This window comes from Saccharopolyspora sp. 6M (genome assembly GCF_020176775.1).
GTDB lineage: Bacteria > Actinomycetota > Actinomycetes > Mycobacteriales > Pseudonocardiaceae > Saccharopolyspora_C > Saccharopolyspora_C gregorii.
This window is the reverse complement of sequence record NZ_JAIUJZ010000107.1, coordinates 1-24,581: the sequence shown is the minus strand read 5'-3', so window position 1 is coordinate 24,581 and position 24,581 is coordinate 1. Positions and strand designations below refer to the sequence as shown.

Below are 24,581 nucleotides of genomic sequence, written 5' to 3'. Positions count from 1 at the left end.
AAGTAGACCACCAGGGAGCGGCCCCGGTAGTCGGCGAGCGCCACGGTCTTGCCGTCGGCGTCCCGCCACCCCCGAACCCGCCGACATCGAACCCGCTGACGCCGACCGGCCAGAGCCGGTGCGCGTGCCCGTTCCCGCGCGCTGAACCGACCGGCGCATTCCGGTCATCACGTCCGGCGACACCCCGCGGAACGTTCACCAGGCGGAATGCCGCTGTGACGACGGTCGCCCCAGATCCCGGTCCGGCGGTGATGGCGGTTAGGTTCCGCTGGTGTTCAGCGAATGGATCGAACCGGTGCTGCTGCTCGTCGTCGGATTCCTGTCCGGGGCGATCAACGCCGTAGCGGGCGGCGGATCGCTGCTGGTGTTCCCGGCGCTGCTGGCCACCGGCATGCCACCGCTCGTCGCGAACGTGACGAACTCGGTGGTGCAAGGCCCCGGCTTCGTCGGCGCCGCCGTCGGGCAGCGCGACGACCTCACGGGCGCGCCGCGGCGACTGCTGTGGACGTCGATCGCCGCGGCCGTCGGCTCCGCCATCGGGTGCGTGCTGCTCATGGTGCTGCCCGGCGAGGTGTTCGACGCCGTGGTGCCCGTGCTGATCGGGCTGTCCGCGGTGCTCATGGCGTTCCAGAACACGATCAAGCGCTGGTTCGGCCGGACCGAGGGTGGCGCGGAACGCCTCGGCTGGCTGTCGTTCGGGCTCTTCCTCGCCTCCATCTACGGCGGCTACTTCGGCGGGGCGCGCAGCGTCATCCTCATCGCGATCCTCATGTTCGCGGTCAACGACACGATGCGGCGGCTCAACGCGCTGAAGAACTGGCTCGGGCTCATCGGCAGCGCCGTCACGCTGGTCGTGTACTCGCTGATCGCGCCGGTCGACTGGGCGGCGGTGCTGCTCGTCGCACCCACGACGGTGCTCGGCGGCTACCTCGGGGGCAAGATCGCCCAGCGGATCCCGGCGACGCTGCTGCGCTACCTGGTGGTCGTCATCGCGGCCGGAGTCGCCCTCTACATGGCCTTCGACTGACCCGGGGTGAACGGACCCTTCGACCAACCGGACGGGACGAACGGTCCGTTCACTCCATCCGCGGGTCGCCGAGCCGGCCGCCTCTTCCCGGGGTGAACGGACCCTTCGACCAACCAGACCGGACCAACAGTCCGTTCACCACCCCGAACCGATCCGGGGGGGGGGGGGGGGGGGGGCCGCCCCCCCCCCCCCCCCCCCCCCCCTCCCGGTGGTGCGGGTCGTCAGACGCCGAGGTCCTTGCGGAGCCGGTCGACGTGGCCCGTGGCCTTGACGTTGTAGAGCGCCTTGTTGATCTTGCCGTCGGGGTCGACGACGAAGGTCGAGCGGATCACGCCCTGCACGACCTTGCCGTAGTTCTTCTTCTCCCCGAACGCGCCCCACGCGGTCATCACCGACTTGTCCACATCGGACAGCAACGGGAAGGTGAGGCCCTCGGCGTCGCGGAACTTCGCCAGCTTCTCCGGCTTGTCCGGCGAGATGCCGACCACGTCGAACCCGGCGTCGTCGAGCACCGCCAAGCTGTCCCGGAAGTCGCACGCTTCCTTGGTGCAGCCGGGCGTGCTGGCCGCCGGGTAGAAGTAGACCACCAGGGAGCGGCCCCGGTAGTCGGCGAGCGCCACGGTCTTGCCGTCGGCGTCCGGCAGGGAGAATTCGGGTGCGGCGTCACCCGGTGCGAGTCGCTGCTGTTCGCTCATGCCTCGACGCTAGTCCACGCCGAACGCCCCGCTCGCCTGGGCGGCCACCGACCGCCCAGGCCACCGCGGTCGAGATCACCTCGGGCGGAACCCTCGACTCAGGGCAGTTGCGGCGCGGTCTCCGACACCGTCTGCGAGACGGTGTTCACCGACACCGCCTCCTCCTGATCATCAGCGGCGATGAACCCACCGAAGAACAGCCCGGCCAGAGCCGAAGCGGTCACGGACAGCGCGCAAACGGTGTAAAGGCGCAGGCTCACCGTTTTCCCTTTCCTGCAGGAGTTTTCGAGGAACACGTCGACATCGACTACCAAGTGATCGCCGGTCGGGGTGGAGACGTTACCGGGTTCCCCCGAACGGGGGGTGAACGCGGCGCTACCTCCTGGAGTTGCGGGGCTGCACCGCCCCGCGTAGACGGGAGACACCAGCACCCCACCTATCGGGAGAGCTCATGCCGACCGTGGCCGACCAGTTCATCGAAGTGCTCGTGCAAGCAGGCGTGCGACGGATCTACGGGATCGTCGGCGACAGCCTCAACCCGGTGGTGGACGCGGTTCGGCGCACCGACGGCATCGAATGGGTGCACGTGCGGCACGAGGAGGCGGCGGCGTTCGCCGCCAGCGCCGAGGCTCAGCTGACCGGGCGGCTCGCGGTGTGCGCGGGCAGTTGCGGGCCGGGGAACCTGCACCTGATCAACGGGCTGTACGACGCGCACCGCAGCGGCGCCCCGGTGCTCGCCCTGGCCTCGCACATCCCGTCGGAGCAGATCGGCACCGGCTTCTTCCAGGAGACGCATCCGGAGGAGTTGTTCAACGAGTGCAGCCACTTCTGCGAGCTGCTCTCCCAGCCGGAGCAGATGCCGCGGCTGCTGCGCAGCGCCATGCAGACCGCGGCGGGGCGGCGCGGTGTTTCGGTGCTGGTGCTGCCGGGGGACGTCGCGCACAAGTCGGCGGCGCGGCCGACGGGCACCGGCGCGGTCGATTCGGAGCCGCCGACGGTGGTGCCCTCCCCGACGCAGGTCGACCAGCTCGCCGAATCGCTGAACTCGGCGGAGCGGGTGATGTTGTTCTGCGGTGCCGGGACCCGTGGCGCGCACCAGGACGTGATGCAGCTGGCGAGCACCTTGCAGGCCCCGGTGGGCCACGCGCTGCGCGGCAAGGAGTGGATCCAGTACGACAACCCGTACGACGTGGGCATGAGCGGGCTGCTCGGCTACGGCGCCTGCCAGCAGGCGATGCAGAAGGCGGACCGGGTGGTGCTGCTGGGCACCGACTTCCCGTACGACAACTTCCTGCCGCAGGCCAACACGGTGCAGGTGGACATCGACCCGACGCACCTGGGCAGGCGCACCGTGCTCGACCTGGCGGTGCACGGCGACGTGCGCGAGACGATCCGCGCGGTGCTGCCGAAGCTGCGGCAGAAGACGGACCGCTCGTTCCTGGACCGGATGCTGCGCGAGCACGCCGACCAGCTGGAACAGGTCGTCGACTCGTACACCACGAACGTCGGCAACCAGGTGCCGATCCACCCGGAGTACGTGGCCGACGCGCTGGACGACCTGGCGGCCGAGGACGCGGTGTTCACCGTGGACACCGGGATGTGCAACGTGTGGGCGGCGCGCTACGTGACGCCGAACGCACACCGCCGGGTGCTGGGCTCGTTCGTGCACGGGTCGATGGCGAACGCGCTGCCGCAGGCCATGGGCGCCCAGCTCGTCGACCGGCGCAGGCAGGTGATCGCGATGGCCGGCGACGGTGGGCTGTCCATGCTGATGGGAGAGCTGCTGACGCTGCGGACGCTCCAGCTGCCGGTGAAGGTGGTCGTGTTCAACAACTCCTCGCTGGGCATGGTGAAGCTGGAGATGCTGGTGGACGGGCTGCCGGACTTCGGCACCGACCACGATTCGATCGACTACGCGGGGATCGCCGCCGCGGCGGGCATTCACTCGGTGCGGGTGGAGCGGCCCGGTGAGGTGCGGGAGGCGCTGGAGGGGACGTTGGCCCGGCCGGGGCCGGCGCTCATCGACGTGGTGACCGACCCGAACGCGCTGTCGATCCCGCCGAAGATCACCGGTACGCAGGTGAAGGGCTTCGCGCTGGCGGTGAGCCGCACCGTGCTCTCCGGCGGGGTGGGGAAGATGGTGCAGCTGGCGCGGAGCAACCTGCGCAACATCCCCCGCCCCTGAGCACGCGTCACTCGTCCCGGGAGGGACCAGCCGGGTTTCCGGGAAATCGGTCGCTCTGCGTGAGTTTTCCCGCGTCGCGGCGGGATCGAGAGGCGCGGCGCGGCGAGCCGGTTGCCGCCGCATCTGCCCGGGACGGTGCCGCGGTCCCGATCCTCGGACCAGCACGCCGAGGTCGGGACCAGCTCCGCAGCGGGGAAAAGCACGCTCCGCCAGGTGTTCCGGCCGGTCCCGCACCGCCGCCCCCGGACTCGGTTCGTGCCGACGGTGCCGGGAAAAGGATGTCGGTTGGGTGACGCGATGGTGACGCTCGGTTCGCAGGGTGGACACTGATCGCCATGACAGTGAGTCCCACGGTGCGCCGCCGCCGCCTCGCCGCGGAGCTGCGCAGGCTCCGAGGACTGGCGGAGGTCACCCAGCAGCAGGCGGCCACCCACCTCGGTTGCACCCAGGCGAAGATAGGCAGATTCGAGACGGCGAAGCGTTCTCCGTCGATCGGCGACGTCAGCGCGTTGCTGGACTTCTACGCCGTCAACGGTGCCGAACGCGAACAGTTGATCAACCTGGCTCGGGACGCCCGGAAGCGCGGCTGGTGGCATTCCTACAGCGATGTGCTTCCCGAGTGGTACGAGACCTACGTCGGGCTGGAGGCCGAGGCCTCGTCCATGCACACCTGGGAGTCGGAAGCGATCCCCGGCCTGCTCCAGACCGCCGAGTACGCGTACGCCATCACCAAGTCCACCTTGATCCGCGCGGACGAGCCGGAGATCAGCCGCCGCGTGGAGCTCCGGATGCAGCGCCAGGACCGGATCACCGGATCGCAGCCCCTGGACCTGTGGGCGGTGATCGGCGAGACGGCGCTGCGCCGCGGCGTCGGCGGTTCGGCGGTATTGCGCCGCCAATTGGAGCACTTGCTCGCTTTGGCGGAACTCCCGAACGTGACGTTGCAGGTCATGCCGTTGGACGCGGGCGCGCATCCGGCGCAGGCAGGGCCATTCGTCATCCTCCGCTACTCCAATCACGTGGATCCGGATGTCGTCTATCTGGAAACCCACGTGGGAGGACTTTATCTCGAACGGGATAACGAGCTGTCCAAATACGTGACGATGATGGACCATCTACGCGCACACGCGATCGACCCGGAAGGGTCCATTCAAGTGATTCACGAGCGCATAGGAGAGCTGTAGATGGAATACCTCACGGGTTGGCGGACCAGCACCCGGAGCACGCACCAGGGACAATGCGTGGAGGTCGGCTTCGGTGCCGCGCGCGTCGGCGTGCGTGACACGAAGGACCGGCCGGGTGGCTACTTCGTCGTCGATCCCGCGCGGTGGGCGGACTTCCTCGGAGGTCTCAAGCGCGGCACTTTCGACCGCTGACCCTCGCACCACCGCGTCCGGTGACCGCGCCGTCCCGGACGTGAGAACGAACCGAAGAACCGAGCGGGTCGCCGGATCCGCGCCCGCTCGGCTCCGATTCTCGAAGTCGGATTAATCCGACCGTCGATCGCCCCGTTTCCGCAGACCGAGGCGCCTTCCTGCTATTCCTCCGATCGCTGCGAAACGCATCTCACCCGAACGGTCCTACTCCTCGCGGGTATTAATCGGTGGCGCGGGTTCGAGGAATGGGGTGAGCAGGCCCGGTACCGCCTCTTCGGCCAGCAGCAGGCCGTTCCCCGCGCGCACGTCGGGGATCGTGCACCGGCCGGACCCGGCCGCCGTGGTGGCCACGACGTCCAGCAGCCCGGAGCGGCGCTGGAACACCGACTGCTCGAAGCGCCAGCCGATGATCCCGTCCCGGCGCAGCGCGACGGTCCGGCGCAGCCCGGTGCCGCGCCTGCCCACCAGGTAGGCGCCGTGCAGCCGGTGTCCGAGGTTGCGGTAGGCGTCGATGCCGAACGCGGTCGCGAGCAACGCCACCGAGGGCACCACGGCCGCCGCCGGGGCGAGGGGGATCCAGCCGAGCACCGCCGCCACCACCGCGGCCGCGGCGAACGGCAGCGCCACCAGCAGCCCCCACGTGATCCGCCGCCGCAGCGCGGCCCGCGGGTGCGCGGTGAAGCCGTCAGCGGGGAAGTTCTCCTCCCGCAGCACCTCGGCGGCGACCCGGCGGGCTTCAGCGCGCGGCGCGGGCGGCAGCAAGGTCTTCGCATCCGGCTGCTTCCCGCCCTCGGCGTCGCTGAGCCCGGTGGCGATCGCGTTGGTGCGGGCCCCGCCGACCCAGCGCAGCAGCAGCGGCTCGGCGAGCTCCACCCCGCGCAACCGGCTCTCCTCCAGGGAGATCGACCGCTGGGTGAGCAGCCCGCGGCGCACCCGGAGCGTCCCGGTGCTTTCGCGGGTGAGCGTGAACCCCCACCACAGCTCCACCGACAGCAGCAGCGAGCCGAGCACCCCGACCAGCACGACCGCCACCACGGGGGCGCCGATGGCCAGCCAGAGCGGGACCGCCCGGATCTCCTCCCCGACGAGCCGGTACACCCCGAACTTCGCCAGCAGTTCGGAGAACGAGCCGAACGCCGAGGCGATCGCGCCCCACACGGCGAGGATCAACGACATCGTGGCGCCGGAGTACAGCAGCCACACCGGACGCAGCCGGGCCAGCTCCCCGTCCCGCGGCCCGTCCGACGCGTCGTCCGCGGCACCGTCCGCAGTGGACTCCCGGAGCAGCAGCGCCGCCCGGATCCGCTCCGCGTCGGACCGGGCCAGCGCGTCCAGCTTCAGCTCGCCGTCGCCCTGCGCCCCGGTGCCGATCTTCACCACGGACAACCCGAGCACCCGGTGCATCGGGTCGGCGGTGAGGTCGACGCTGCGGATGCGGTCCCGCGGTAGCGAGCGGTGGCTGCGGGACAGCACGCCCTTGCGCAGCTCCACCCGCTCCTCGCCGATCCGGTAGGAGCCGAACCACCAGTCCAGCCCGGTGGCCACCGCCAGCAGCGCCGCGCAGGCGGCCCAGATCCCCGCCATGACGGCGACTCCGGCCGGTTTCGTCCCGGCCACGAGCATCACCGCGGCGGTGGGCACCAGCGGCAGCAGCGCCAGGACCACCGGCACCAGCACGACCCGGCCGTCGAGCCGCCGCCAGCCCGCCGGCCCGCTCATGTCGCGTCCCCGGGCGCCGCCTGGGTGGTGGCGGTGAGCCGCTCGACGAGTTCGGCGGCGACCCGGTGGTCCAGCCCGTCGATGCGCAGCGGCCCGGCGGCCGATGCGGTGGTGACGGTGACGCTGGCGAGCCCGAACGCGCGTTGCAGCGGGCCGCGCACCGTGTCCACGGTCTGGATCCGGGACATCGGGGCCACGCGCCACTCCTGGCGCAACCAGCCGGCCGCGGTGTACACGGCGTCGTCGGTGTTCTCCCAGCGGTGCACCCGGTAGCGCCACTGCGGCATCACGACCAGGTAGGGGATGCCGAGCACGGCCACGACGGCCAGTCCGAGCAGCAGCCAGGGGCGGGCGGCGGCGGTCTGCGCGGCGAGCACCGCGAGCACCACGGCCGGTGGGACGACGAGGATCGCGGCTTGGGCGGACCACCAGCCGACGGCTCGGCGCTCCACCCGGTGCCGGGGTGGCCGCAGGCGCACCTGCGCTGCGGGGTGTCTGTCTTCTGTGGACACGTCGTGGTCTCCGATTCGGTGGTGCGGCCCTGGTCGCGGCGGGCCTACTTCAAGCTCCGGACCTGCTCCCACAGCTGCGGCCACGGCTCCTGGCGGTCGGTGAGCAGCCACAGCGGGGTGCCGCCGCCGTCGATGCGGCGCACCGCCGCGAAGTGCGCCCGCCACGGTTCCGGGTCCTCGCCGACGAACAGCACGTCCCGCGCACCGTCGTCCGGCGTCCCGAAGTAGCCGTAGCCGCGATGCGCGCTGTGCGCCGGTGGCAGTCCGTACTCGTGGGTGTGCGCGTCGAGCATCGCAGCAAGGATGTAGCTCTCCCCCACCACCGCCGTGTGCTCCCGCTGCTGCGCGGGCAGCTGCCGGTACGCGGTGGCGACCTCTCCGGCCAGGGCCCGGTCCGCGGGCACCCCGAACGCGGTGGCCAGCATCGAGGACATCACCACGACGGCGCCCGCGGCGAGCACCGCCAGCGCACCGGCCGGCCACGCGAGCCACGCGGCGCCGCGCCGCCCGGCCGCGGCCCGCGCTTCCCGCCTGCGCTGGAAGGCGACCGCGCCGGCCGCGAGCAGCACGCCGTACATGCCGACGACGTAGTAGGGCCGCCCGCTGGTGGCGATGTAGAAGGCGTACTGCGCGAGGGCGGCGGCCGCGATGAACCGGTAGGGGCGGAACTCGGCGGCGGTGAGCATCCGCGCCACGCCGTAGAGGCAGAGCGGGACGCCGAGAACTCCCATGTACAGCACCATCGAAAGGGCCGCGCCGCTCCGGCCGCCGCTGAGGATCGGCGTCTCCGCCTGGACCACTTCGCTCATCGCCAGCTGCGGCCACCCGTGCGCCGCCTGCCAGATCAACGTCGGTGCCGCGATGACCAGTGCGATCCCGATGCACCCCCAGAACTTCGGGCGGCGCAGCAGGTCCCGCGGACCGAACACCAGCAGGCAGAGCAGCAGCGCCGCGCAGAGCACCGCGACGTGCACCTTCACCTGCATCGTGACCCCGATGACGCCGCCGAGGCCGAGCAGCAGCCGATCGTCGGCCCGCCCTTCCGCGTGCTGCCGGCACCAGCGCACCAGCAACAGGCACAGCAGCATCCACAGCGGCGCTTCCAGCGTGTACGGGGTGATCCAGTGCGCGACCAGCGAGGTCCACAGCCCCGTCGCGAACCCCAGCCCCGCGAGCACCTGGCTGCGCCGGTCGCCGCCGAACTCCCGCGCCAGCGACCCGGCGAGCAGCACGCCGCCTGCCGAGATCAGCACGGCGGGCAGGCGCAGCACGATCATGGAGCCGGGAGCGAGCCAGCCCATCGCACCGGCCAGCAGCGGCGCGAGCGGCGGCTGGTCGACGTAGCCCCAGTCCGGGTGGTACCGGCCCGCGGCCAGCATGTACACCTCGTCGATCCAGTACCCGCCGAACGCCCCCACCACGAGGTGGACCACCGCGAACGCGGCCGCGACGAGCAGCAGCGGACGGCGGGCGAACGCGGGCGGCCCCGCGGTGGTGGACGGTGGCCGCGCCGCGGTGGCGCGCACTTCGGTATGCATGGTCTCCCCCAGGAGGATTCGCGATCGAGGACCATTCCACTCCACCCGGGGCACCCGGCGCGACGGTTTTCGGTCGGTTCTCGCTGTGACGGAAGTCGTGCGCTGGTACGACTTTCGTAGGTTCGCGGCCGACGGCGGTGTGGATTCCGGCGGTTCGCCCCGGTTCCGCGGCTACGGTGTGGCTGTGCAACGCCCGCTGTGGCGACACCTCTGGGACACCCCGCGCGATGCGGTGTTCGACGTGGTGCTGGTCGCCGTCCTGTTCCCGCTCGGCCCGATCCTGGCCGTGTTCTTCCCGCCGGACGTGCCGCCGCAGGACTTCCGGTGGCTCGGCGGGGAATGGGTCGCGCAGGTGGTGCTGAACCTGTTCACGCTGGGCCTGCTGGTGCGGCGCCGCTACCCGGTGGTGCTGCTGGCCGTCGCGCTGGTGATGATGCTGGTGCACCTCGTCGCGGTGAGCACGGGGACCGGGGCGCTGTTCTCGATCAACCAGCACTCCGATCCGTGGATGCCCGGGGAACTGCCGTTCCTCACCTACGCGTTCGCCGCGTTCGAGACGCGGGCCCGGTGGCGCGCCGCCGGCTGGGTGCTGGTCGCCGCGGTGGTGTTCACGGCGCTGCGGCCGTGGACGAACCCGGACGGCGAGACGTTGAACAACGCGGTCTGGGTGACGGCGTTCCCGGCGCTGCTCGGACTGTGGACCGGCGCGCGGCGGCGGCTGGTGGCGGCGCTGCGGGACCGGGCGGAGCGAGCCGAACGCGAGCAGCACCTGCTGGCCGAGCAGGTGCGCACCGAGGAGCGGGCGAAGCTGGCCTCGGAGATGCACGACGTGGTCACGCACCGGGTGAGCCTGATGGTGCTGCAGGCGGGCGCGTTGGGGGTGACCGCGCAGGACGGGGCGACCCGGCGGGCCGCCGAGGAGCTGCGGGCCGGCGGCTGCCAGGCGCTGGACGAGCTGCGGGACTTCCTCGGCGTGCTGCGCTCCGGCGAGCAGCGGCCGGACGTGGTCGCCGAGTCGGCGCTGCCCGACCTGTCCGAGCTGGTCGCCGAGTCGGAGTCGGTGGGCGTCCCGGTGCGGCTCACCGAGCTCGGCGAGTCGACCGCGGTGTCCCCGGCGGTGGGCAGGACCGCCTACCGCGTGGTGCAGGAGGCGCTGACGAACGTGCACAAGCACGCGCCGGGCAGCGAGGTGCTGGTGCACGTGGAGTACGACGCGGACCGGGTGCGGCTGGCGGTGCGCAACACGCGCCCCGATCCCGCGGGCGGGGGCGAGCTCGCCGCCAGCGGTTCGGGGGCCGGGTTGCTGGGCCTGCGGCAGCGGGTGGAGCTGGTCGGCGGGACCTTCCGGTCCGGTCGAACCGGGGACGGGGGGTTCGAGGTCGGTGCCATACTCCCCGGGTACGTGCCCACGGCCGAAGCCGGATCGGGCTAGGCCCGCGGTGAACGGGGTTTCCGTGGTGAGCGAGACGGTCCGCGTCGTCGTGGTCGACGACGAGCCGATGGTGTGCGCGCACCTGCGCACGATCCTCGGCTCGGCACCGGACGTCGAGGTCGTGGGCGACGCGCAGGACGGGGCCGCGGCGGTCGAGGCCGTGGTGCGGCACCGGCCGCACGTGGTGCTGATGGACCTGCGGATGCCGGGCGTGGACGGGTTGACCGCGACGGAACGCATCGCGCGGCTGCCCGAGGCGCCCGCGGTGGTGGTGCTGACGACGTTCGACGCGGACCAGCACGTGCTGCGGGCGCTGCGGGCCGGGGCGTCCGGTTTCCTGGTGAAGTCGACTCCGCCGGAGGATCTGATCGGCCTGGTGCGGGTGGCGGCGGACGGGCACACCGTGCTGTCCCCGCAGGCGGCGAAGCGCCTGGTGGCCGCGTCGGACGGGACCGGGAGGCAGCGCGCGCAGGAGGCGGTCCGCGAACTCACCGACCGGGAGCGGGAGGTGCTGGCGGGGATCGGCGACGGCCTGTCCAACGCGCAGATCGGCGAACGGCTCTTCCTGTCGGAGGCGACGGTGAAGGGCTACGTGTCCCGGACCTTGGTGAAGCTGGAGTGCGCGAACCGGGTGCAGGCCGGGTTGATCGCCCACGAAGCGGGCCTGACCGAACGCTGACCGCCGATCCGCAACGCACGCCCCCGGGAACGGCGGAAGGCCCACCCGAGGCGTGCTCGGATGGGCCTTCCGCTCGCCGGGCTCAGGCCCAGAGCTGTCCGTCGAGGCGCTGCGCGGCCTCGTCGAGGGTACCGCCGTAGGCACCGGTGGACAGGTACTTCCACCCGGCGTCGGCGACCACGAACACGATGTCCGCCGACTCCCCGGCGGCGGCGATCTTCTCGCCGATGGTGAGCGCCGCGTGCACCACGCCCCCGGTGGAGATCCCGGCGAAGATCCCCTCCGATTCCAGCAGCTGCCGAGTGCGCCGCAACGCGTCGTAGGAGCCGACGGAGAACCGCCGGGACAGCACGTCCGGGTCGTAGAGCTCCGGCACGAAGCCCTCGTCGAGGTTGCGCAGCCCGTACACGAGTTCGCCGTAGCGCGGTTCGGCGGCGACGATCTGCACGCCCGGCTTCTGCTCCCGCAGGTACCGGCCCACGCCGACGAGGGTGCCGGTGGTGCCCAGCCCCGCGACGAAGTGCGTGATGCCCGGCATGTCCCGCAGGATCTCCGGCCCGGTCCCCCGGTAGTGCGCGTCGGCGTTCGCGGAGTTGCCGTACTGGTAGAGCATCACCCAGTCCGGGTTCTGCTCGGCCAGTTCCTTGGCGACCGCGACGGCCTGGTTGGAGCCGCCCGCCGCGGGCGAGGACACGATGCGCGCGCCGAAGGCCTGCAGGATCTGCCTGCGCTCCTCGGAGGTGTTCTCCGGCATCACGCACACCAGGCCGTAGCCCTTGAGCTTCGCGGCCATCGCCAGCGAGATGCCGGTGTTGCCGGAGGTGGGCTCCAGGATGGTGCAGCCGGTGGTGAGCCTGCCTTCCTTCTCCGCCGCTTCGATCATGGACAGCGCCGCGCGGTCCTTGATCGAACCGGTCGGGTTCCGGTCTTCCAGCTTCGCCCAGAGCCGCACGTCAGCGGCGGGCGAGAGGTTCGGCAAGCCCACCAGCGGGGTGTCACCGAGCGCGTCGAGCAGCGAGTCGTAGCGGGCCACGACGAGCCTCCTGTCTCAGCGGCGGTGGGAGATCAGCGCATGCCGCCGGCGACGGCGGGCAGGATCGTCACGTTGTCCCCGTCGGCCACGCTGGCCTCCAGGCCACCGGCGAAGCGCACGTCCTCGTCGTTGACGTAGACGTTGACGAAGCGGTGCAGCGAGCCTTCCTTGACCAGGCGGTCCTTGAGGCCGCCGTGCTTGCTGTCGAGGTCGTTGATGACCTCGGCGACGGTGCTGCCGCTGGCTTCGACGGACTTCTGCCCGTCGGTGTGGCTGCGCAGGATGGTGGGGATCGAGACCTTGATTGCCATGATGGGAACCTCCCTGTCCACGAGGACTACTGAACGGAACTTGCGCACGCCGCAACCCGCCGCGGCGGGGCGGCGGGAGCGGCTCAGCCCTGGTCGGGCACCTCGTCGGCGCCGGTGTGGGCGAACATGTACGACTCCACGATCTGCACCGGCTCCTCGGTCACCACGCCGTCGAGGATCCGGTAGGAGCGCAGTTCGTGGGTCTCCGGGTCCCTGGTGGACACGAGGACGTAGTGCGCGTTGGGCTCCGAGGCGTAGGAGACGTCGGTGCGCGACGGGTACGCCTCGGTGGCGGTGTGCGAGTGGTAGATGACGACGGGCTCCTCGTCGGCCTCGTCCATCCCCCGCCACACCTTGAGCTGCTCGCCGGAGTCGAACCGGTAGAACGTCGGCGAGCGCTCCGCGTTGATCATCTCGATGAGCCGCTCGGGGCGGTCCGACCCGTCGGGACCGGCGATGACGCCGCACGCCTCGTCCGGGTGGTCCCGTCGAGCGTGCGCGACCATCGCGTCCACGAGGTCACGTCGAATCACCAGCACAGGCACCATCCTACTATGTGGGGCACCGGTGTCCAGCATGCGGAACTCCCGCGGTCCGGTGCCGTTTGCGGGATCAACGTCCGCCCACCTTGGTTCATTCCCGCGCCGAGGGGTAGAGGCTCGTGTACGACGTCACCTCGCCGACGGGTTCGGCGGCGAGCACGGCCCGCACGATCGCCCGGCGCACCACGCCGGCGGCGACGGCGCACACCTCGTCGAGCACCGGAACCCACTGCGCACCGGGCTCGCGTTCCCCGGTGGCGAGCGCGAACACCGTGTCACCGTCGGCGAGGGAGTGCGCGGGCCGGATGGCCCGGGCGAGCCCGTCGTGGGCGGCGACGGCGATCCGCTTGCAGTGCGCTTTGGTGAGCGCGAGGTCGACGGCGACGACGCCGATGGTGGTGTTCAAGGGGCGGGACGCGGTGCCGTGCCGGGAGGGGCGGCCCGCGGTGGGCCCGGTGCGGGCGCGGGCGGCGACGACCTCGGCTTCGGCGGGGGCGCGCAGCCCGGGGTGGCCGTCCCAGGGCAGTCCGGTCTCCGGGTCGATCACGGAGCCGAGGGAGTTGACCGCGAACAGCGCGCCGACGGTGACATCGATGCCGAGCGCCGCGCTGTGGAACACCTCGCCCGCGGTGCCGATGCCGCCCTTGAGCGAGCCGGCGACGGCGCCGGCGCCCGCGCCAACGTTGCCCTCGCGGGACTCCTCGGCGGTGGCGGCGTCGCAGGCGAGGCGGCCGAACTCGGCGCCGGGCCGGTTGCCCCAGTCCCCCATCGGCAGGTCGAACAGCACGGCGGCGGGCACCACCGGCACCACTTCGTGGGCGTGCTCGCCGACCCGGAAGCCGTAGCCGCGGGCGGCGAGCCAGCTCATCGCGCCGTCGGCGGCGGCGAGCCCGTAGGCGCTCCCGCCGGTGAGCACCACGCCGTGCGCCTGCGCGACGAGGTGGGTCGGTTCGAGCACGTCGGTCTCGCGGGTGCCGGGGCCGCCGCCGCGCACGTCCACCGCGGCGGTCGCGCCGCCGGGGGTGAGCACCACGCTCGTCCCGGTGGCCCACCGCTCGTCCAGCCGCTGGTGGTGCCCGACGAGCACCCCGCCCACGTCCACGATCGAATCCCGCGTCCCGGCAGCCATCCCCCCATCCTGCCGCAGGGAGAGACTCGGAAACCGAGACCGAGCAACCCGCCGCCCGATCTACCTCTTGTCAGCGGCAAAGCCGCTGAGCAGCGACCACCAAAGCAAAAGGACCACCCGCGGGTTCCGCCACCCCACCCGAAAATCAGGCTGGGGAACGAAGAATTCCCTCAAGAAGAGACCGCGTCGACCAGGCTGTCCTGGACCCAGGTGAGCCACTGGTACACCCCGAGGTGCTCCCGCCGCAGGTCGTCCTCCGGCGGTTCCTCCGGCATGTCGTCCTGCACGTCGAGTGCGGTGCCGAGCGCGAGCCGCACGTCGTTGAGCGCGGCCATCCAGTTGTCGGCCTGCTCGCCGCTGAGCACGACCCGGCCGCCTTCGCGGGGGCAGGTGTCGAGGACGACGGCGGCGACGCCGGTCTTGACGTCGAGCAGTTCGGGTTCGTAGAGGGAGCGCATGGCGCCCGCGGCTTCGGGCTGCTCCTCGTCCGTCTCCCCGGTTTCGGGGTCGCGGCGGTAGAAGTCGGGCAGCAGCCGTCCGAGGACCCGGTCCTCGGGCGGGGTGGAGGGACCGGTGCGGATGCCGGTGAGTTCGGCGAGCTCGTCCTGCGGCGTCTCCTCGGCGCGCGCGGTGAGCATGTCCTTGATCTGGCCGACGAGCCCCCGGATCACGGCCGCTTCCTGCTGGGAGAGCTCGGCGACGACGTGCCCGTTCTTGCGAGTCCAGCCGTTCACGTGATCACGAGTCTTTCTGCATCGTGGCCCACAGGCCTGCGGCGTGCAGTTTCGCGACGTCGCCCTCGACCTTCTCCTTGGCGCCCGAGGACACGGCGGCCCGGCCCTTGTTGTGGACGTCGAGCATGAGCTTGGTCGCGTGGTCCCGGCTGTAACCGAAGATCTTCTGCAGAACGTAGGTCACGTAGGACATCAGGTTCACCGGGTCGTTCCAGACCACGGTGACCCACGGCTTGTCCTCGTCTCCGAGTTCAGCCGGTTCCAGTTGCGCGCGCTCCAGTTCAGCGGGCGAGGTCATGTCCCCATGTTCGCACGCGGGCACGGAGCGCATGTCGACCGCACGGTCAATTCGGGCACGACCTGCGGAGGGGGCGGGCGGTCGCGGCCACGTAACCTCTGATCCATGACGGCCGCTGCCAGTACCGCGTTGCGCACAGATCATTACGAGCTGACCATGCTGGCCAGCGCCTTGCGGGATGGGACCGCGGAGCGCCGGTGCGTGTTCGAGGCGTTCACCCGGCGGTTGCCGGACGGTCGCCGCTACGGCGTGGTCGGCGGCACGGAGCGGGTGCTGGAGGCGATCGAGAACTTCCGCTTCGACGAAGCCGAGCTGGAGCGCCTTGCCGAGGATCATGTGGTCGATGAGACCACCCTCTCGTGGTTGCGCGACTACCGGTTCCGCGGCGACGTGGACGGTTACCCGGAAGGGGAGCTGTACTTCCCGGGTTCGCCGCTGCTGACGGTGCGCGGCACGTTCGCCGAGGCGGTCATCCTGGAGACCGTCATCCTGTCGATCATGAACCACGACAGCGCGATCGCCGCGGCGGCCGCGCGGATGGTGTCGGCGGCCAACGGCAGGCGGATCATCGAGATGGGGTCGCGCCGCACCCACGAGGAGTCGGCGGTGGCCGCGGCCCGCGCCGCCTACCTGGCCGGGTTCACCGCGACCTCGAACCTGGAGGCGGGCCGCCGCTACCGGATCCCGACGGCGGGCACCTCGGCGCATTCGTTCACGTTGCTGCACGACTCCGAGCGTGCCGCGTTCGAGTCGCAGATCGCCGCACTTGGCGCGGACACGACACTCCTGGTGGACACCTACGACATCTCGCGCGGCATCGCGACGGCGGTGGAGGTGGCGGGTCCGGGGCTGGGCGCGGTGCGCATCGACTCGGGTGATGTGGGCGTGCTGGCGCGGCAGGCGCGGGAGCAGCTGGATTCGCTGGGCGCGACGGGCACCCGGATCGTCGTGTCCGGCGATCTGGACGAGTACGCGATCGCCTCGCTGCGCGCGGAACCGGTGGACGGCTACGGGGTGGGCACATCGCTGGTCACCGGTTCGGGGGCGCCGACGGCGGGCATGGTCTACAAGCTGACCGACGTGGAGGGCCGGCCGGTCGCGAAGCGCAGCACGCACAAGGAGTCCCGCGGCGGCACGAAGTCGGCGCTGCGCAGGCACAAGGACACCGGCACCGCGCTGGAGGAGGTCGTGTTCCGCACCGGTCGCGGTTTCGAGGACCCGAAGGCGGGCCCGCACGACCGGGTGGTGCCGATCCCGCTGGTCCGCGGTGGCGAGCGGGTCGAGGACCTGCCGACGCTGGAGGACAATCGGGAGCGCCTGCGGCACGCCCTGGTGAGCCTGCCGTGGGAGGGCTTGAAGTTGTCCAGCGGGGAGCCCGCGATCCCGACGGTGTTCCAGGCGGAGGAGACGGCATGAGCGCTGCGGTGCGCGCGCTGCTGGTCGTGGACGTGCAGCTCGACTTCTGCGAGGGCGGCGCGCTGGCCGTGGCCGGTGGGGCCGGGGTGGCGGCGGCGATCTCCCGGCACGTGGCGGAGTCCGAGTACGCGCACGTGGTCGCCACCCGCGACTACCACGTGGACCCGGGCGGCCACTTCAGCTCGGAGCCGGACTACGTGCGGTCCTGGCCGGTGCACTGCGTGGCGGGCACGGCGGGCGCGGCGTTCCACCCGGAGCTGGAGGTGGGTCCGGTGCGGGCCGTGTTCTCGAAGGGACGTTTCGACGACGGCTACTCGGGTTTCGAGGGCGTCGACGGCGACGGCCGCGGCCTCGCCGAGTGGCTGGCCGAGCGCGGGGTCACCGAGGTGGACGTGGTGGGCATCGCGACCGATCACTGCGTGCGGGCGACGGCGTTGGACGCGGCGGCGGCCGGGTTCGCGACGACCGTGCTGCTGGACCTGACGGCGGGCGTCGCGCGGGCCACGGTCGACGCGGCGCTGGACGAGCTGCGCGCGGCGGGGGTGCGCGCCACGGGGACCCCGGTGGTGGCGTGACGTCCGGTGCACGGCCCGATGCACCCGCTCGGGGCGTCGGAGGTGGCCGGTAGCGTTGCCGGGCGTGCCAGGTTCTGTTCCGCAGTGGTCCGATCCGGACGTGTTCGCGCTCGACGACGATGACGAGCTCCCACCCGAGATCGCCGCCGACCTGGCGTCGCAGGGACCGCCCGAACGCCGCAAGCAGCGCCGGGACGAACCGATCACGGCGAAACCACCGGAGCGGATCCCGAACCTGGCGACGCTGCTCGGCCTGGCGGTGAGCTCCGTCGGCGGCTCCGAACGCGAGGGCCAGTCGCGGATGGCGGCGGCCGTCGAGCACTCCATCGCCTCCGGCGAGCACCTCGCCGTGCAGGCCGGGACCGGCACCGGGAAGTCGCTGGCCTACCTGGTGCCCGCGATCCGGCACGCCGTCGCCGCCGCCACCACCGTGGTGATCTCGACGGCCACGATCGCCCTGCAGCGCCAGCTCGTCGACCGCGACCTGCCCCGGCTGTCGAAGGCGCTCGCCGACGCGCTCGGCAGGCCGCCGACCTTCGCGATCTTGAAGGGCCGCCGCAACTACCTGTGCCTGAACCGGGTCGAGGGCGGCGCTCCAGCCGAACCGGAGGAGGGCGCGCTGTTCGACCCGTTCGCCGCCTCCGCGCTGGAACGCCAGGTCAAGCGGGTCCGCGAATGGGCCACCGAGACCGAGACCGGGGACCGCGACGAGCTGGTGCCCGGCGTCACCGACCAGGCGTGGCGGCAGCTGTCGGTGACCGCGAAGGAATGCCTCGGCGTGCACCGCTGCCCCATCGGCACCGACTGCTTCGCCGAACGCGCCCGCGGTGAGGCGGGCCGCGCCGACGTCGTCGTCACCAACCACGCGCTGCTGGCCATCGACGCCCTCGACGACCGGCCGGTGCTGCCCGAGCACGACGTCGTCGTGGGGGGCGAGGCGCACGACCTCGTCGACCGGGTCACCTCCGCCGCGACCGGCGAGCTGTCGGCGAACCAGGCGAAGCTCGCCGCGCGGCGCTGCGGGCGTGCCATCGACCAGGGCATCGCCGACCGGCTCGACGAGGCCGCCGAAGGGCTGGAGATCGTCCTCGCCGACGCCCGGCCGCAGCGGCTGGAGGAGATGCCCGAAGCGCTCGGCGGTGCGCTCACCGCGTTGCGCGACGCCGCGGCCGCCTGCACCACCGCGCTCGGGCCGGAGCGCAAGGAGGACCCGGACGGCAGCAGCGCCCGCAAGCTCGCGCTCGCCGTCACCGAAGAGGTGCACGACAACGCGGTGCGGCTGCTCGACGCCTTCGACGAGCCGGAGGGGCAGCGCCGCGACGTGGTGTGGGTCGCCGCCGAACCGAACCGGGTGCCCGCGGTGAAGGTCGCGCCGCTCGGCGTCGGCGGGCTGCTGCGGGAACGGCTGTTCGGGCAGCGCACGACGGTGCTCACCTCGGCGACGCTGGCGCTCGGCGGGTCCTTCGACACCCTCGCCCGGCAGTGGGGGCTGCCGCCCGAGCGCACGGCCTCCCCCGCCGCGGGCATGGCCAGCGGCAAGGAGGTGCCGTCCGACTCCGGTGGCCCGAAGTGGACGGGGCTGGACGTCGGCTCGCCGTTCGAGCACCAGCGCAGCGGGATCCTCTACGTCGCCCGGCACCTGCCGCAGCCCGGGCGGGACGGGTTGCCGCCGGAATACCTCGACGAGCTCACCGAACTCGTCGAGGCCGCCGGGGGCCGCACCCTCGGGTTGTTCTCCTCGATGCGGGCCGCGCGGCAGGCGTCCGAGGAACTGCGGGGGCGGCTCGGCACGCCGGTGCTGTGCCAGGGCGAGGACAACACGGCGCAGCTCGTCGCCAAGTTCGCCGCCGACCCGGCGACGTCCCTGTTCGGGACCTTGTCGCTGTGGCAGGGGGTGGACGTGCCCGGGGATTCGCTGCAGCTCGTGGTGATGGACCGGATCCCGTTCCCCAGACCGGACGACCCGTTGGCCTCGGCGCGGCAGAAGGCGGTCTCCGCGCACGGCGGCAACGGTTTCCTGACCGTGGCAGGCACGCACGCGGCGCTGCTGCTGGCGCAGGGTGCTGGGCGGCTGCTGCGGTCCTCGCACGACCGGGGGGTCATCGCGGTGCTCGACCCGCGGCTGGCCACCGCCCGCTACGGCGGGTTCCTGCGGGCTTCGCTGCCCCCGTTCTGGACGACGCACGATCCGCAGGTGGTGCGGGGTGCGCTGACGCGGCTGAACGCGGCGGCGGGCTGAGCTCGTGCACGGGTCGCCGGGTGTCCACGATGTGGCGCAGGTCTTTCCGCCCCGGCCCCGCCTGCGGGTACGTTGACGCCGATCCCCTGATCCTCATGAGGAGGCGTCGTGCCCGCGCAGCGCACCGAACCGGCCGCGGACCTGGCCAGGACCGTGGTGTTCGCGGCGTTCATCGCCGTGCTCGGGTTGTTCCCCGGCCTGTACCTGGCGGGCGCGGCGGTGCCGGTGGTGCTGCAGAACATGGGGCCGCTGCTGGCGGGCAGCATCCTGGGGGCGCGCCGGGCGGGCGCCTCGGTGCTGCTGTTCCTGGCGCTGGTGGCGATCGGGCTGCCGCTGCTGTCCGGTGGGCGGGGCGGCATCGCCCCGTTCGCGGGCCCGAGCGGCGGGTTCGTGATCGGCTGGTTGCTCTCGGCGGTCGTGGTGGGGCTGATCGTGCAGCGCGGACTGCCGCGGCCCGGGTTGCCGCTGCTGCTGGCCGCGAACCTGGCGGGCATCGCCGCGGACTACCTGATCGGCATCCCGTACTGGGCGGCGTTCACGGGTGATCTGGGTGCGGCGGCCGTGCAGTCGCTGGTGTTCGTGCCTGGCGACGCGGTGAAGCTGGTGCTGGTGTCGCTGGTGGCGGCGGCGGTGCACCGGGCGCTGCCGTCGTCGCCGGCCGGGGCGCGGCGCTGAATGCTCCCGGCACTGATCTCGCGGGTGACCTGCGGCGACGTGGCCTCGGACGGCGCGGAGCTGCGGCGTCGCGCGCACGGTGCGGCGCGGGCGCTGGCGGGCGTGCGGCGGGTCGCGGTGGACGAACCGGATCCGGTGCACCGGTTGTGCTGGCTGCTGGGGGCCGAGCTGGCGGGCGCGGCGGCGCTGGTGGTGGATCCGGACTGGTCGCGGCGGGACGAGGTGCTGGCGGACGCGGCCCCGGAGGTCGTGGTCTCGGGCGCGCCAGAGCCGGGCGATCCGGTCGCGCGGCGGGGTGACGAGCGCACCTGGTTCTACCTGCCGACGACGTCGGGCAGCAGCGGGGTGCCGAAGGTGCTGGTGCGGTCGCGGCGTTCCTGGTCGGAGAGCTTCCGGGCGCTGGACGTGCCGCTCGGCCCGGACGACGCGGTGCTGGTGCCGGGCCCGTTGAGCTCCTCGCTGTTCCTGTTCGGCGCCGTGCACGCGCTGCACGGGGGCGCGTCGCTGCGGTTGCTGCGCCGCTGGTCGGCGACGGCGGCGGCCGCGGCGTGCCGGGACGCGACGGTGGTGCACGTTGTGCCCGCGATGCTGGCGGCGCTGCTGTCGGTGTGGGAGCGCGAGCCGGAACCGCGCCCCCGGCTGCGGCTGGTGGTGTGCGGTGGTGCGGCGGTGGACGCGGAGCTGGAGGCCCGGCTGCACCGGGTGCTGCCGGGGTGCGAGCTGCTGGAGTACTACGGGGCGGCGGAGCTGTCGCTGGTGGCGGTGCGGCGCGGTGAGCCGCGGCTGCGCCCGGTGGTGGAGGTGGACGTGCGCGACGAGTCCGGCGCGTCCCTCCCGCCGGAGGTGCCGGGTGCGTTGTGGGCGCGGTCCGAGCTCGTCTGCGACGGCCACCTGCGCGGCGGTGTCCTCGTGCCCGCCGCCCCCGGCTGGCGCGGGGTGGGTGATCGGGCGGTGCGCCACGAGGACGGCACGGTGACGGTGCTGGGTCGCGCCGGGTCGGTGATCGGCACGGGCGGGCACCTGGTCGCCGCGGAAGAGGTGGAGGCGGTGCTGCGCGCGGTCGGCGGGGTGCTGGACGTGGTGGTGGCGGGGACGCCGCATCGGCGGCTGGGCGCGCTGGTGACCGCGGTGCTGGAGGTCGATCCGGGATCACCGCCGACGCGGGCGCGGCTGCGGGACGCGACCCGGCGTCTGGAGCCGGCGAAGCGCCCGCGGCGGTGGCTGGTGCTGCCCGAGCTGCCCCGCACTCCGGCGGGGAAACCGGCGCGGGCCGAGGTGGCGCGGCTGCTGCGGGACGGTGCGCTCGACGCGGAGGTGCCCGCGTGAGCGATCGCGAACCGGTGGTGATCGCCGCCCGCCGCAGCCCCGTCGGCGAGGTCGGCGGCGCGTTGAAGCACTGGGAGGTGGATCGGCTGGCCGCCCCGGTGCTGGCGGCGGTGCTGCGGGATTCGGGCTTGGATTCGGTGGACGACGTGCTGCTGGGCAACGTGCTGGGCCCGGGCGGGAATCCGGCGCGGGTGGCGGCGTTGCGCGCCGGGCTCGGCCTGGAGGTGCCGGGCATGTCGGTGGATCGGCAGTGCGCGAGCGGGTTGAGCGCGATCGTGGCGGCGGCGGCGCTGGTGCGCGGCGGCGCCGGGGAGCGCTACCTGGCCGGTGGGGTGGAGAGCGCGTCGACGGCGCCGTGGCGGGCGCACCGGCCCCGGTCGGCGGGGGAGCCGCCGCGGTTCTACTCGCGTGCCCCGTTCGCGCCCGCCGACCTGGGCGATCCGGACATGGGTCCGGCCGCGGACCTGGTGGCGGCGGAGGCGGGCGTGTCGCGGCGGCGGCAGGACGAGTTCGCGGCGCGCAGCCACGCGCGCGCGGTCGCCGCGCAGGACGCGGGCCGGTTCGATGCGGAGCTGGTCGATGTCAGCGGGCTGCGGGACGAGCGGCCGCGGCGCGGTTTCACCCCGGAGCGGCTGGCCCGGTTCCGCCCGGCGTTCACGGCGGACGGCACCGCGACGGCGGCGAACTCGTGCGGGATCAGCGACGGCGCCGCGGCGGTGCTGGTCACCAGCGAGCGGGAGCGCCGGCGGCTCGGGGTGCCGGGGCTGCGGCTGGTGGCCGAGCGCACCTGCGGGGTCGATCCGAACCGGTTGGGCCTGGGCGCGGTGCCCGCGTTGCGGCACGTGCTGCGCGACCGGCCCGCTCCGGAGCTGGTGGAGTTCACCGAGGCGTTCGCCGGTCAGGTGCTGGCCTGCACCGATGCGGCCGGGATCGACGAGCGCGCGGTGTCCCCGGACGGCGGCGCCATCGCGCTCGGGCACCCCTGGGGCGCGTCCGGCGCGGTCCTGGTGGTGCGATTGTTCAGCCGCATGGTGCGCGAGGACGGGCCGCGCACCGGGGTGGCGGCCCTGTCCTCCGGTGGCGGGCTGGGCGTGGCGACGGTGTGGGAGCGAGTGGAGTGATCGAGTTCGAGGGCGTCGGGCACGCCTACGGCGAGCACGCGGTGCTGGACGGCGTGGACCTGCGGCTGCCGGAGAAGCGGGTCGCGTTCGTGGGGGCGAACGGGTCCGGCAAGTCCACCCTCGCCCGCATGATCAACGGGCTGGTGTCGCCGACGCGCGGGCGGGTGCTGGTGGACGGGTTGGATCCGGCGCGGGAGGGCCGGGCGGTGCGCCGCCGGGTCGGGTTCGTGTTCACCAACCCGGACAGCCAGATCGTGATGCCGACGGCCGGGGAGGACGTCGCGTTCTCGCTGCGCAGGCACGGCGTGCCGAAGGCGGAGCGGGAGCGGCGGGCGGCGGAGGTGCTGGCCCGGCACGGCCTCGACGGCTACGCGGAGCACCCGGCGCACCAGCTCTCCGGTGGGCAGAAGCAGCTGCTGGCGCTGTGCTCGATGCTGGTGCTGGAGCCGGACGTGCTGGTGTGCGACGAGCCGACGACGCTGCTGGACCTGCGCAACAAGCGGCACTTCGTGGAGCTGCTGCAGCAGCTGCCGCAGCAGGTGGTGCTGGTGACGCACGACCTGCACCTGCTGGACGGCTTCGACCGGGTGGTGGTGATCGACGAGGGCCGGGTGGCCGCGGACGACGCCCCGGCGGCGGCGCTGGCGCACTACCGGGAGCTGGCCGGATGAGCCCGATCGGCCTGTACGAGCCGGGGTCGAGCGTGCTGCACCGGACTCCGGCCGGGGTCAAGTTCGTGCTGCTGCTGGCGTTCGCGGTGCTGATCTTCCTGCTGGGTTCGCCGGTGGCGCTGGGCGCGGTGGTGGCCGGGGTGCTGCTGGGCTACGCGGTGGCGCGGATCCCGCCGCGGCGCTGCTGGCAGGTGTCCCGGCTGCTGCTGCCGCTGCTGGCGGTGATCTTCCTCCTGCAGTGGTGGACGCTGGGGGCGCAGCAGGCGGGCGTGGTGACGTTGCGGCTGCTGGCGGCGATCGCGGCGGCGAACCTGTTCACGTTGACCACCCGGGTCGACGACCTGGTGTCGGCGGTGGAGCGCGGGTTGTCGCCGCTGCGGCGCGTCGGGGTCCGCCCGGAGCGGGTGGGCTTGCTGGTGGGGTTGACCTTGCAGGCCGTCACCGCGCTGTCGATCATCGCGGCGGAGACGCGGGAGGCGCAGCGGGCCCGGAACGCGGACCGGTCGCCGAGCGCGTTCGCCGTCCCGTTCCTGGTCCGCACGCTGCGCCACTCCGACGAGTTGGGTGAAGCCCTCGCCGCGCGCGGAGTCGGGGACGACGAGCCGGCCCGCTGACCGACGAATTCCCCCGCCGCGTGGACGGGGGAATTCGTGCGGAGACGCGAGGCCGGGCTGTTCCGGCGCCGGTTCTCAGCCGCGCACGAGGTCGGTCGGACCTTCCGGATCGTCGGTGGTCGGCGCGCACATCAGCGGGCCCGGGTCACCGTCGGCGGCGTGCTGCATGAGCACGTCGGAGCACTCGGCGGAGGTGTCGTAGTGCCCGATCACCACTTCTTCGGCAAGCGCGGTACCCGCGCCGAGCGCGGAGAAGGCGGCGGTGCACAGGGCCAGGGTGGTCAGCGTCTTGCGCATGCGGGGTTCCTTTCGGGTCGCTTCGTACGTTCACCCCGGACGCTACGGACGAGGTGATCGGGAGCGAGGCGAGGCGCGGCGACGGACCGGGGAACCCCTCGGCGCGCGATTCCGCCAAGGGCAGGAGGAACGGGCAGGCCCTCGGCTGCTGCCACGAGCCGGGCGCGGCGTTCGCGACGTCGGCGGCGATCGGGCGGCCATCGGGCGTTCGGGCGGCGATCGGATGGTCGGCGACGAGCGGGAGCCCGGCGACAACCGGCACATCGGCGACAACCGGGAAATCGGCGGCGACCGGGAAATCGGCGGCGACCGGGAGTCCGGCGATGAGCGGATGTTCGGCGACGACCCGGAGTTCGGCGGCGTGAGTTCCGGCGGCACCACCGCTGATCGGGCGACGCGAAGCGCTGGACCGGGTGATTCCGGCCCAGCGCTTCGCG

Annotated in this window: 27 protein-coding genes; 15 read left to right on the top strand and 12 right to left on the bottom strand. The window is 72.8% G+C overall.

Annotated elements, in window-relative coordinates; all coding sequences use genetic code 11:
• Nucleotides 1-271: 271 nt before the first annotated feature.
• Entirely contained in the window at nucleotides 272-1,027 is a 756-nt protein-coding gene (locus LCD31_RS15840) for a sulfite exporter TauE/SafE family protein (RefSeq protein WP_224959040.1), read from the top strand.
• Between the two features lie 221 nt (nucleotides 1,028-1,248).
• On the opposite strand, the gene bcp is transcribed toward LCD31_RS15840, so the two are convergent.
• Both bcp and LCD31_RS15830 read right to left on the bottom strand, forming a co-directional pair.
• Nucleotides 1,249-1,722 (bottom strand): thioredoxin-dependent thiol peroxidase, encoded by a 474-nt coding sequence (gene bcp, locus LCD31_RS15835; RefSeq protein ID WP_224959039.1) that lies wholly within the window; start codon nucleotides 1,720-1,722, stop codon nucleotides 1,249-1,251.
• 98 nt (nucleotides 1,723-1,820) lie between these two features.
• A complete protein-coding gene (locus LCD31_RS15830) occupies nucleotides 1,821-2,018 on the bottom strand; it encodes a hypothetical protein (protein ID WP_224959038.1) in 198 nt (65 codons plus the stop codon).
• A 155-nt stretch (nucleotides 2,019-2,173) separates the two neighbouring features.
• On the opposite strand from LCD31_RS15830, the gene LCD31_RS15825 reads away from it, so the two are divergent.
• The 3 genes from LCD31_RS15825 to LCD31_RS15815 all read left to right on the top strand — a co-directional run bounded on the left by LCD31_RS15825 (nucleotide 2,174) and on the right by LCD31_RS15815 (nucleotide 5,283).
• Nucleotides 2,174-3,907, top strand: a complete 1,734-nt coding sequence (locus tag LCD31_RS15825) for a pyruvate dehydrogenase (RefSeq protein WP_224959037.1) — start codon at nucleotides 2,174-2,176, stop codon at nucleotides 3,905-3,907.
• 335 nt (nucleotides 3,908-4,242) lie between these two features.
• Nucleotides 4,243-5,091 (top strand): helix-turn-helix transcriptional regulator, encoded by an 849-nt coding sequence (locus LCD31_RS15820; protein WP_224959036.1) that lies wholly within the window; start codon nucleotides 4,243-4,245, stop codon nucleotides 5,089-5,091.
• Nucleotides 5,092-5,283 carry a DUF397 domain-containing protein gene (locus LCD31_RS15815; protein WP_224959035.1) on the top strand — a complete coding sequence of 64 codons (192 nt, stop codon included), beginning with the start codon at nucleotides 5,092-5,094 and terminating at the stop codon, nucleotides 5,281-5,283.
• A gap of 204 nt (nucleotides 5,284-5,487) precedes the next feature.
• Here the strand turns inward: LCD31_RS15815 and LCD31_RS15810 are convergent, their stop codons facing one another.
• From LCD31_RS15810 to LCD31_RS15800, 3 genes are read right to left on the bottom strand one after another with little or no spacing between them, the layout of a single operon-like run.
• On the bottom strand, nucleotides 5,488-7,002 hold the full coding sequence (locus LCD31_RS15810) for a PH domain-containing protein (RefSeq protein ID WP_224959034.1): 1,515 nt from the start codon (nucleotides 7,000-7,002) through the stop codon (nucleotides 5,488-5,490).
• Complete coding sequence (locus LCD31_RS15805; RefSeq protein WP_224959033.1) at nucleotides 6,999-7,514, bottom strand: PH domain-containing protein; 516 nt, start codon at nucleotides 7,512-7,514, stop codon at nucleotides 6,999-7,001. Before LCD31_RS15805 ends, LCD31_RS15810 begins: the two co-directional genes overlap by 4 nt.
• A 44-nt stretch (nucleotides 7,515-7,558) precedes the next feature.
• Entirely contained in the window at nucleotides 7,559-9,052 is a 1,494-nt protein-coding gene (locus LCD31_RS15800) for a glycosyltransferase family 39 protein (RefSeq protein ID WP_224959032.1), read from the bottom strand.
• A 184-nt stretch (nucleotides 9,053-9,236) separates the two neighbouring features.
• Between LCD31_RS15800 and LCD31_RS15795 the strand changes: the two genes are divergently transcribed.
• Nucleotides 9,237-10,484: a histidine kinase gene (locus tag LCD31_RS15795; RefSeq protein ID WP_224959031.1), complete on the top strand. Its 1,248-nt coding sequence runs from the start codon at nucleotides 9,237-9,239 to the stop codon at nucleotides 10,482-10,484.
• A 25-nt stretch (nucleotides 10,485-10,509) separates the two neighbouring features.
• On the top strand, nucleotides 10,510-11,163 hold the full coding sequence (locus tag LCD31_RS15790) for a response regulator transcription factor (protein WP_224959030.1): 654 nt from the start codon (nucleotides 10,510-10,512) through the stop codon (nucleotides 11,161-11,163).
• A gap of 82 nt (nucleotides 11,164-11,245) precedes the next feature.
• Here LCD31_RS15790 and LCD31_RS15785 read toward each other — a convergent pair whose 3' ends face one another.
• The 6 genes from LCD31_RS15785 to clpS form a co-directional block, all read right to left on the bottom strand.
• Entirely contained in the window at nucleotides 11,246-12,196 is a 951-nt protein-coding gene (locus tag LCD31_RS15785; RefSeq protein WP_224959029.1) for a PLP-dependent cysteine synthase family protein, read from the bottom strand.
• A gap of 32 nt (nucleotides 12,197-12,228) precedes the next feature.
• On the bottom strand, nucleotides 12,229-12,507 hold the full coding sequence (locus LCD31_RS15780; RefSeq protein WP_224959028.1) for a MoaD/ThiS family protein: 279 nt from the start codon (nucleotides 12,505-12,507) through the stop codon (nucleotides 12,229-12,231).
• Between the two features lie 83 nt (nucleotides 12,508-12,590).
• Nucleotides 12,591-13,046 carry a M67 family metallopeptidase gene (locus LCD31_RS15775; RefSeq protein WP_308011279.1) on the bottom strand — a complete coding sequence of 152 codons (456 nt, stop codon included), beginning with the start codon at nucleotides 13,044-13,046 and terminating at the stop codon, nucleotides 12,591-12,593.
• 94 nt (nucleotides 13,047-13,140) lie between these two features.
• Nucleotides 13,141-14,178, bottom strand: coding sequence for a P1 family peptidase (locus LCD31_RS15770; RefSeq protein ID WP_224959027.1), 1,038 nt, complete (start codon nucleotides 14,176-14,178; stop codon nucleotides 13,141-13,143).
• Between the two features lie 170 nt (nucleotides 14,179-14,348).
• Entirely contained in the window at nucleotides 14,349-14,912 is a 564-nt protein-coding gene (locus tag LCD31_RS15765; RefSeq protein WP_224959026.1) for a DUF2017 domain-containing protein, read from the bottom strand.
• Between the two features lie 4 nt (nucleotides 14,913-14,916).
• Nucleotides 14,917-15,210, bottom strand: a complete 294-nt coding sequence (gene clpS, locus LCD31_RS15760) for an ATP-dependent Clp protease adapter ClpS (protein WP_184477241.1) — start codon at nucleotides 15,208-15,210, stop codon at nucleotides 14,917-14,919.
• Between the two features lie 105 nt (nucleotides 15,211-15,315).
• Between clpS and LCD31_RS15755 the strand changes: the two genes are divergently transcribed.
• The 8 genes from LCD31_RS15755 to LCD31_RS15720 all read left to right on the top strand — a co-directional run bounded on the left by LCD31_RS15755 (nucleotide 15,316) and on the right by LCD31_RS15720 (nucleotide 23,847).
• A complete protein-coding gene (locus LCD31_RS15755) occupies nucleotides 15,316-16,626 on the top strand; it encodes a nicotinate phosphoribosyltransferase (RefSeq protein WP_224959025.1) in 1,311 nt (436 codons plus the stop codon).
• The gene (locus LCD31_RS15750; protein ID WP_255615171.1) at nucleotides 16,623-17,201 is read left to right on the top strand and encodes an isochorismatase family protein; all 579 of its coding nucleotides are present in this window, start codon (nucleotides 16,623-16,625) and stop codon (nucleotides 17,199-17,201) included. Before LCD31_RS15755 ends, LCD31_RS15750 begins: the two co-directional genes overlap by 4 nt.
• Before the next feature lie 202 nt (nucleotides 17,202-17,403).
• Nucleotides 17,404-19,440, top strand: a complete 2,037-nt coding sequence (locus LCD31_RS15745) for an ATP-dependent DNA helicase (protein WP_374201660.1) — start codon at nucleotides 17,404-17,406, stop codon at nucleotides 19,438-19,440.
• 108 nt (nucleotides 19,441-19,548) lie between these two features.
• On the top strand, nucleotides 19,549-20,115 hold the full coding sequence (locus tag LCD31_RS15740; protein ID WP_224959024.1) for a biotin transporter BioY: 567 nt from the start codon (nucleotides 19,549-19,551) through the stop codon (nucleotides 20,113-20,115).
• Complete coding sequence (locus LCD31_RS15735) at nucleotides 20,116-21,441, top strand: class I adenylate-forming enzyme family protein (protein ID WP_224977956.1); 1,326 nt, start codon at nucleotides 20,116-20,118, stop codon at nucleotides 21,439-21,441.
• On the top strand, nucleotides 21,438-22,562 hold the full coding sequence (locus LCD31_RS15730) for a thiolase family protein (protein ID WP_224959023.1): 1,125 nt from the start codon (nucleotides 21,438-21,440) through the stop codon (nucleotides 22,560-22,562). The genes LCD31_RS15735 and LCD31_RS15730 overlap by 4 nt, the downstream gene beginning before the upstream one ends.
• Nucleotides 22,559-23,233, top strand: a complete 675-nt coding sequence (locus LCD31_RS15725) for an energy-coupling factor ABC transporter ATP-binding protein (RefSeq protein WP_224959022.1) — start codon at nucleotides 22,559-22,561, stop codon at nucleotides 23,231-23,233. The genes LCD31_RS15730 and LCD31_RS15725 overlap by 4 nt, the downstream gene beginning before the upstream one ends.
• Nucleotides 23,230-23,847: an energy-coupling factor transporter transmembrane protein EcfT gene (locus LCD31_RS15720; protein ID WP_224959021.1), complete on the top strand. Its 618-nt coding sequence runs from the start codon at nucleotides 23,230-23,232 to the stop codon at nucleotides 23,845-23,847. The genes LCD31_RS15725 and LCD31_RS15720 overlap by 4 nt, the downstream gene beginning before the upstream one ends.
• A gap of 75 nt (nucleotides 23,848-23,922) precedes the next feature.
• Here the strand turns inward: LCD31_RS15720 and LCD31_RS15715 are convergent, their stop codons facing one another.
• Nucleotides 23,923-24,144, bottom strand: a complete 222-nt coding sequence (locus tag LCD31_RS15715; RefSeq protein WP_224959020.1) for a hypothetical protein — start codon at nucleotides 24,142-24,144, stop codon at nucleotides 23,923-23,925.
• Nucleotides 24,145-24,367: 223 nt separating this feature from the next.
• On the opposite strand from LCD31_RS15715, the gene LCD31_RS15710 reads away from it, so the two are divergent.
• The coding region (locus LCD31_RS15710) for a hypothetical protein (protein ID WP_224959019.1) at nucleotides 24,368-24,581 on the top strand (214 nt) is incomplete at its 3' end.

Coding starts and splice junctions, on each gene's coding strand:
- bcp (WP_224959039.1), bottom strand. CDS start 1,722: ATGAGCGAACAGCAGCGACTCGCACCGGGTGACGCCGCACCCGAATTC.
- LCD31_RS15825 (WP_224959037.1), top strand. CDS start 2,174: ATGCCGACCGTGGCCGACCAGTTCATCGAAGTGCTCGTGCAAGCAGGC.
- LCD31_RS15820 (WP_224959036.1), top strand. CDS start 4,243: ATGACAGTGAGTCCCACGGTGCGCCGCCGCCGCCTCGCCGCGGAGCTG.
- LCD31_RS15815 (WP_224959035.1), top strand. CDS start 5,092: ATGGAATACCTCACGGGTTGGCGGACCAGCACCCGGAGCACGCACCAG.
- LCD31_RS15810 (WP_224959034.1), bottom strand. CDS start 7,002: ATGAGCGGGCCGGCGGGCTGGCGGCGGCTCGACGGCCGGGTCGTGCTG.
- LCD31_RS15800 (WP_224959032.1), bottom strand. CDS start 9,052: ATGCATACCGAAGTGCGCGCCACCGCGGCGCGGCCACCGTCCACCACC.
- LCD31_RS15780 (WP_224959028.1), bottom strand. CDS start 12,507: ATGGCAATCAAGGTCTCGATCCCCACCATCCTGCGCAGCCACACCGAC.
- LCD31_RS15770 (WP_224959027.1), bottom strand. CDS start 14,178: ATGGCTGCCGGGACGCGGGATTCGATCGTGGACGTGGGCGGGGTGCTC.
- clpS (WP_184477241.1), bottom strand. CDS start 15,210: ATGACCTCGCCCGCTGAACTGGAGCGCGCGCAACTGGAACCGGCTGAA.
- LCD31_RS15755 (WP_224959025.1), top strand. CDS start 15,316: ATGACGGCCGCTGCCAGTACCGCGTTGCGCACAGATCATTACGAGCTG.
- LCD31_RS15750 (WP_255615171.1), top strand. CDS start 16,623: ATGAGCGCTGCGGTGCGCGCGCTGCTGGTCGTGGACGTGCAGCTCGAC.
- LCD31_RS15735 (WP_224977956.1), top strand. CDS start 20,116: ATGCTCCCGGCACTGATCTCGCGGGTGACCTGCGGCGACGTGGCCTCG.
- LCD31_RS15720 (WP_224959021.1), top strand. CDS start 23,230: ATGAGCCCGATCGGCCTGTACGAGCCGGGGTCGAGCGTGCTGCACCGG.
- LCD31_RS15715 (WP_224959020.1), bottom strand. CDS start 24,144: ATGCGCAAGACGCTGACCACCCTGGCCCTGTGCACCGCCGCCTTCTCC.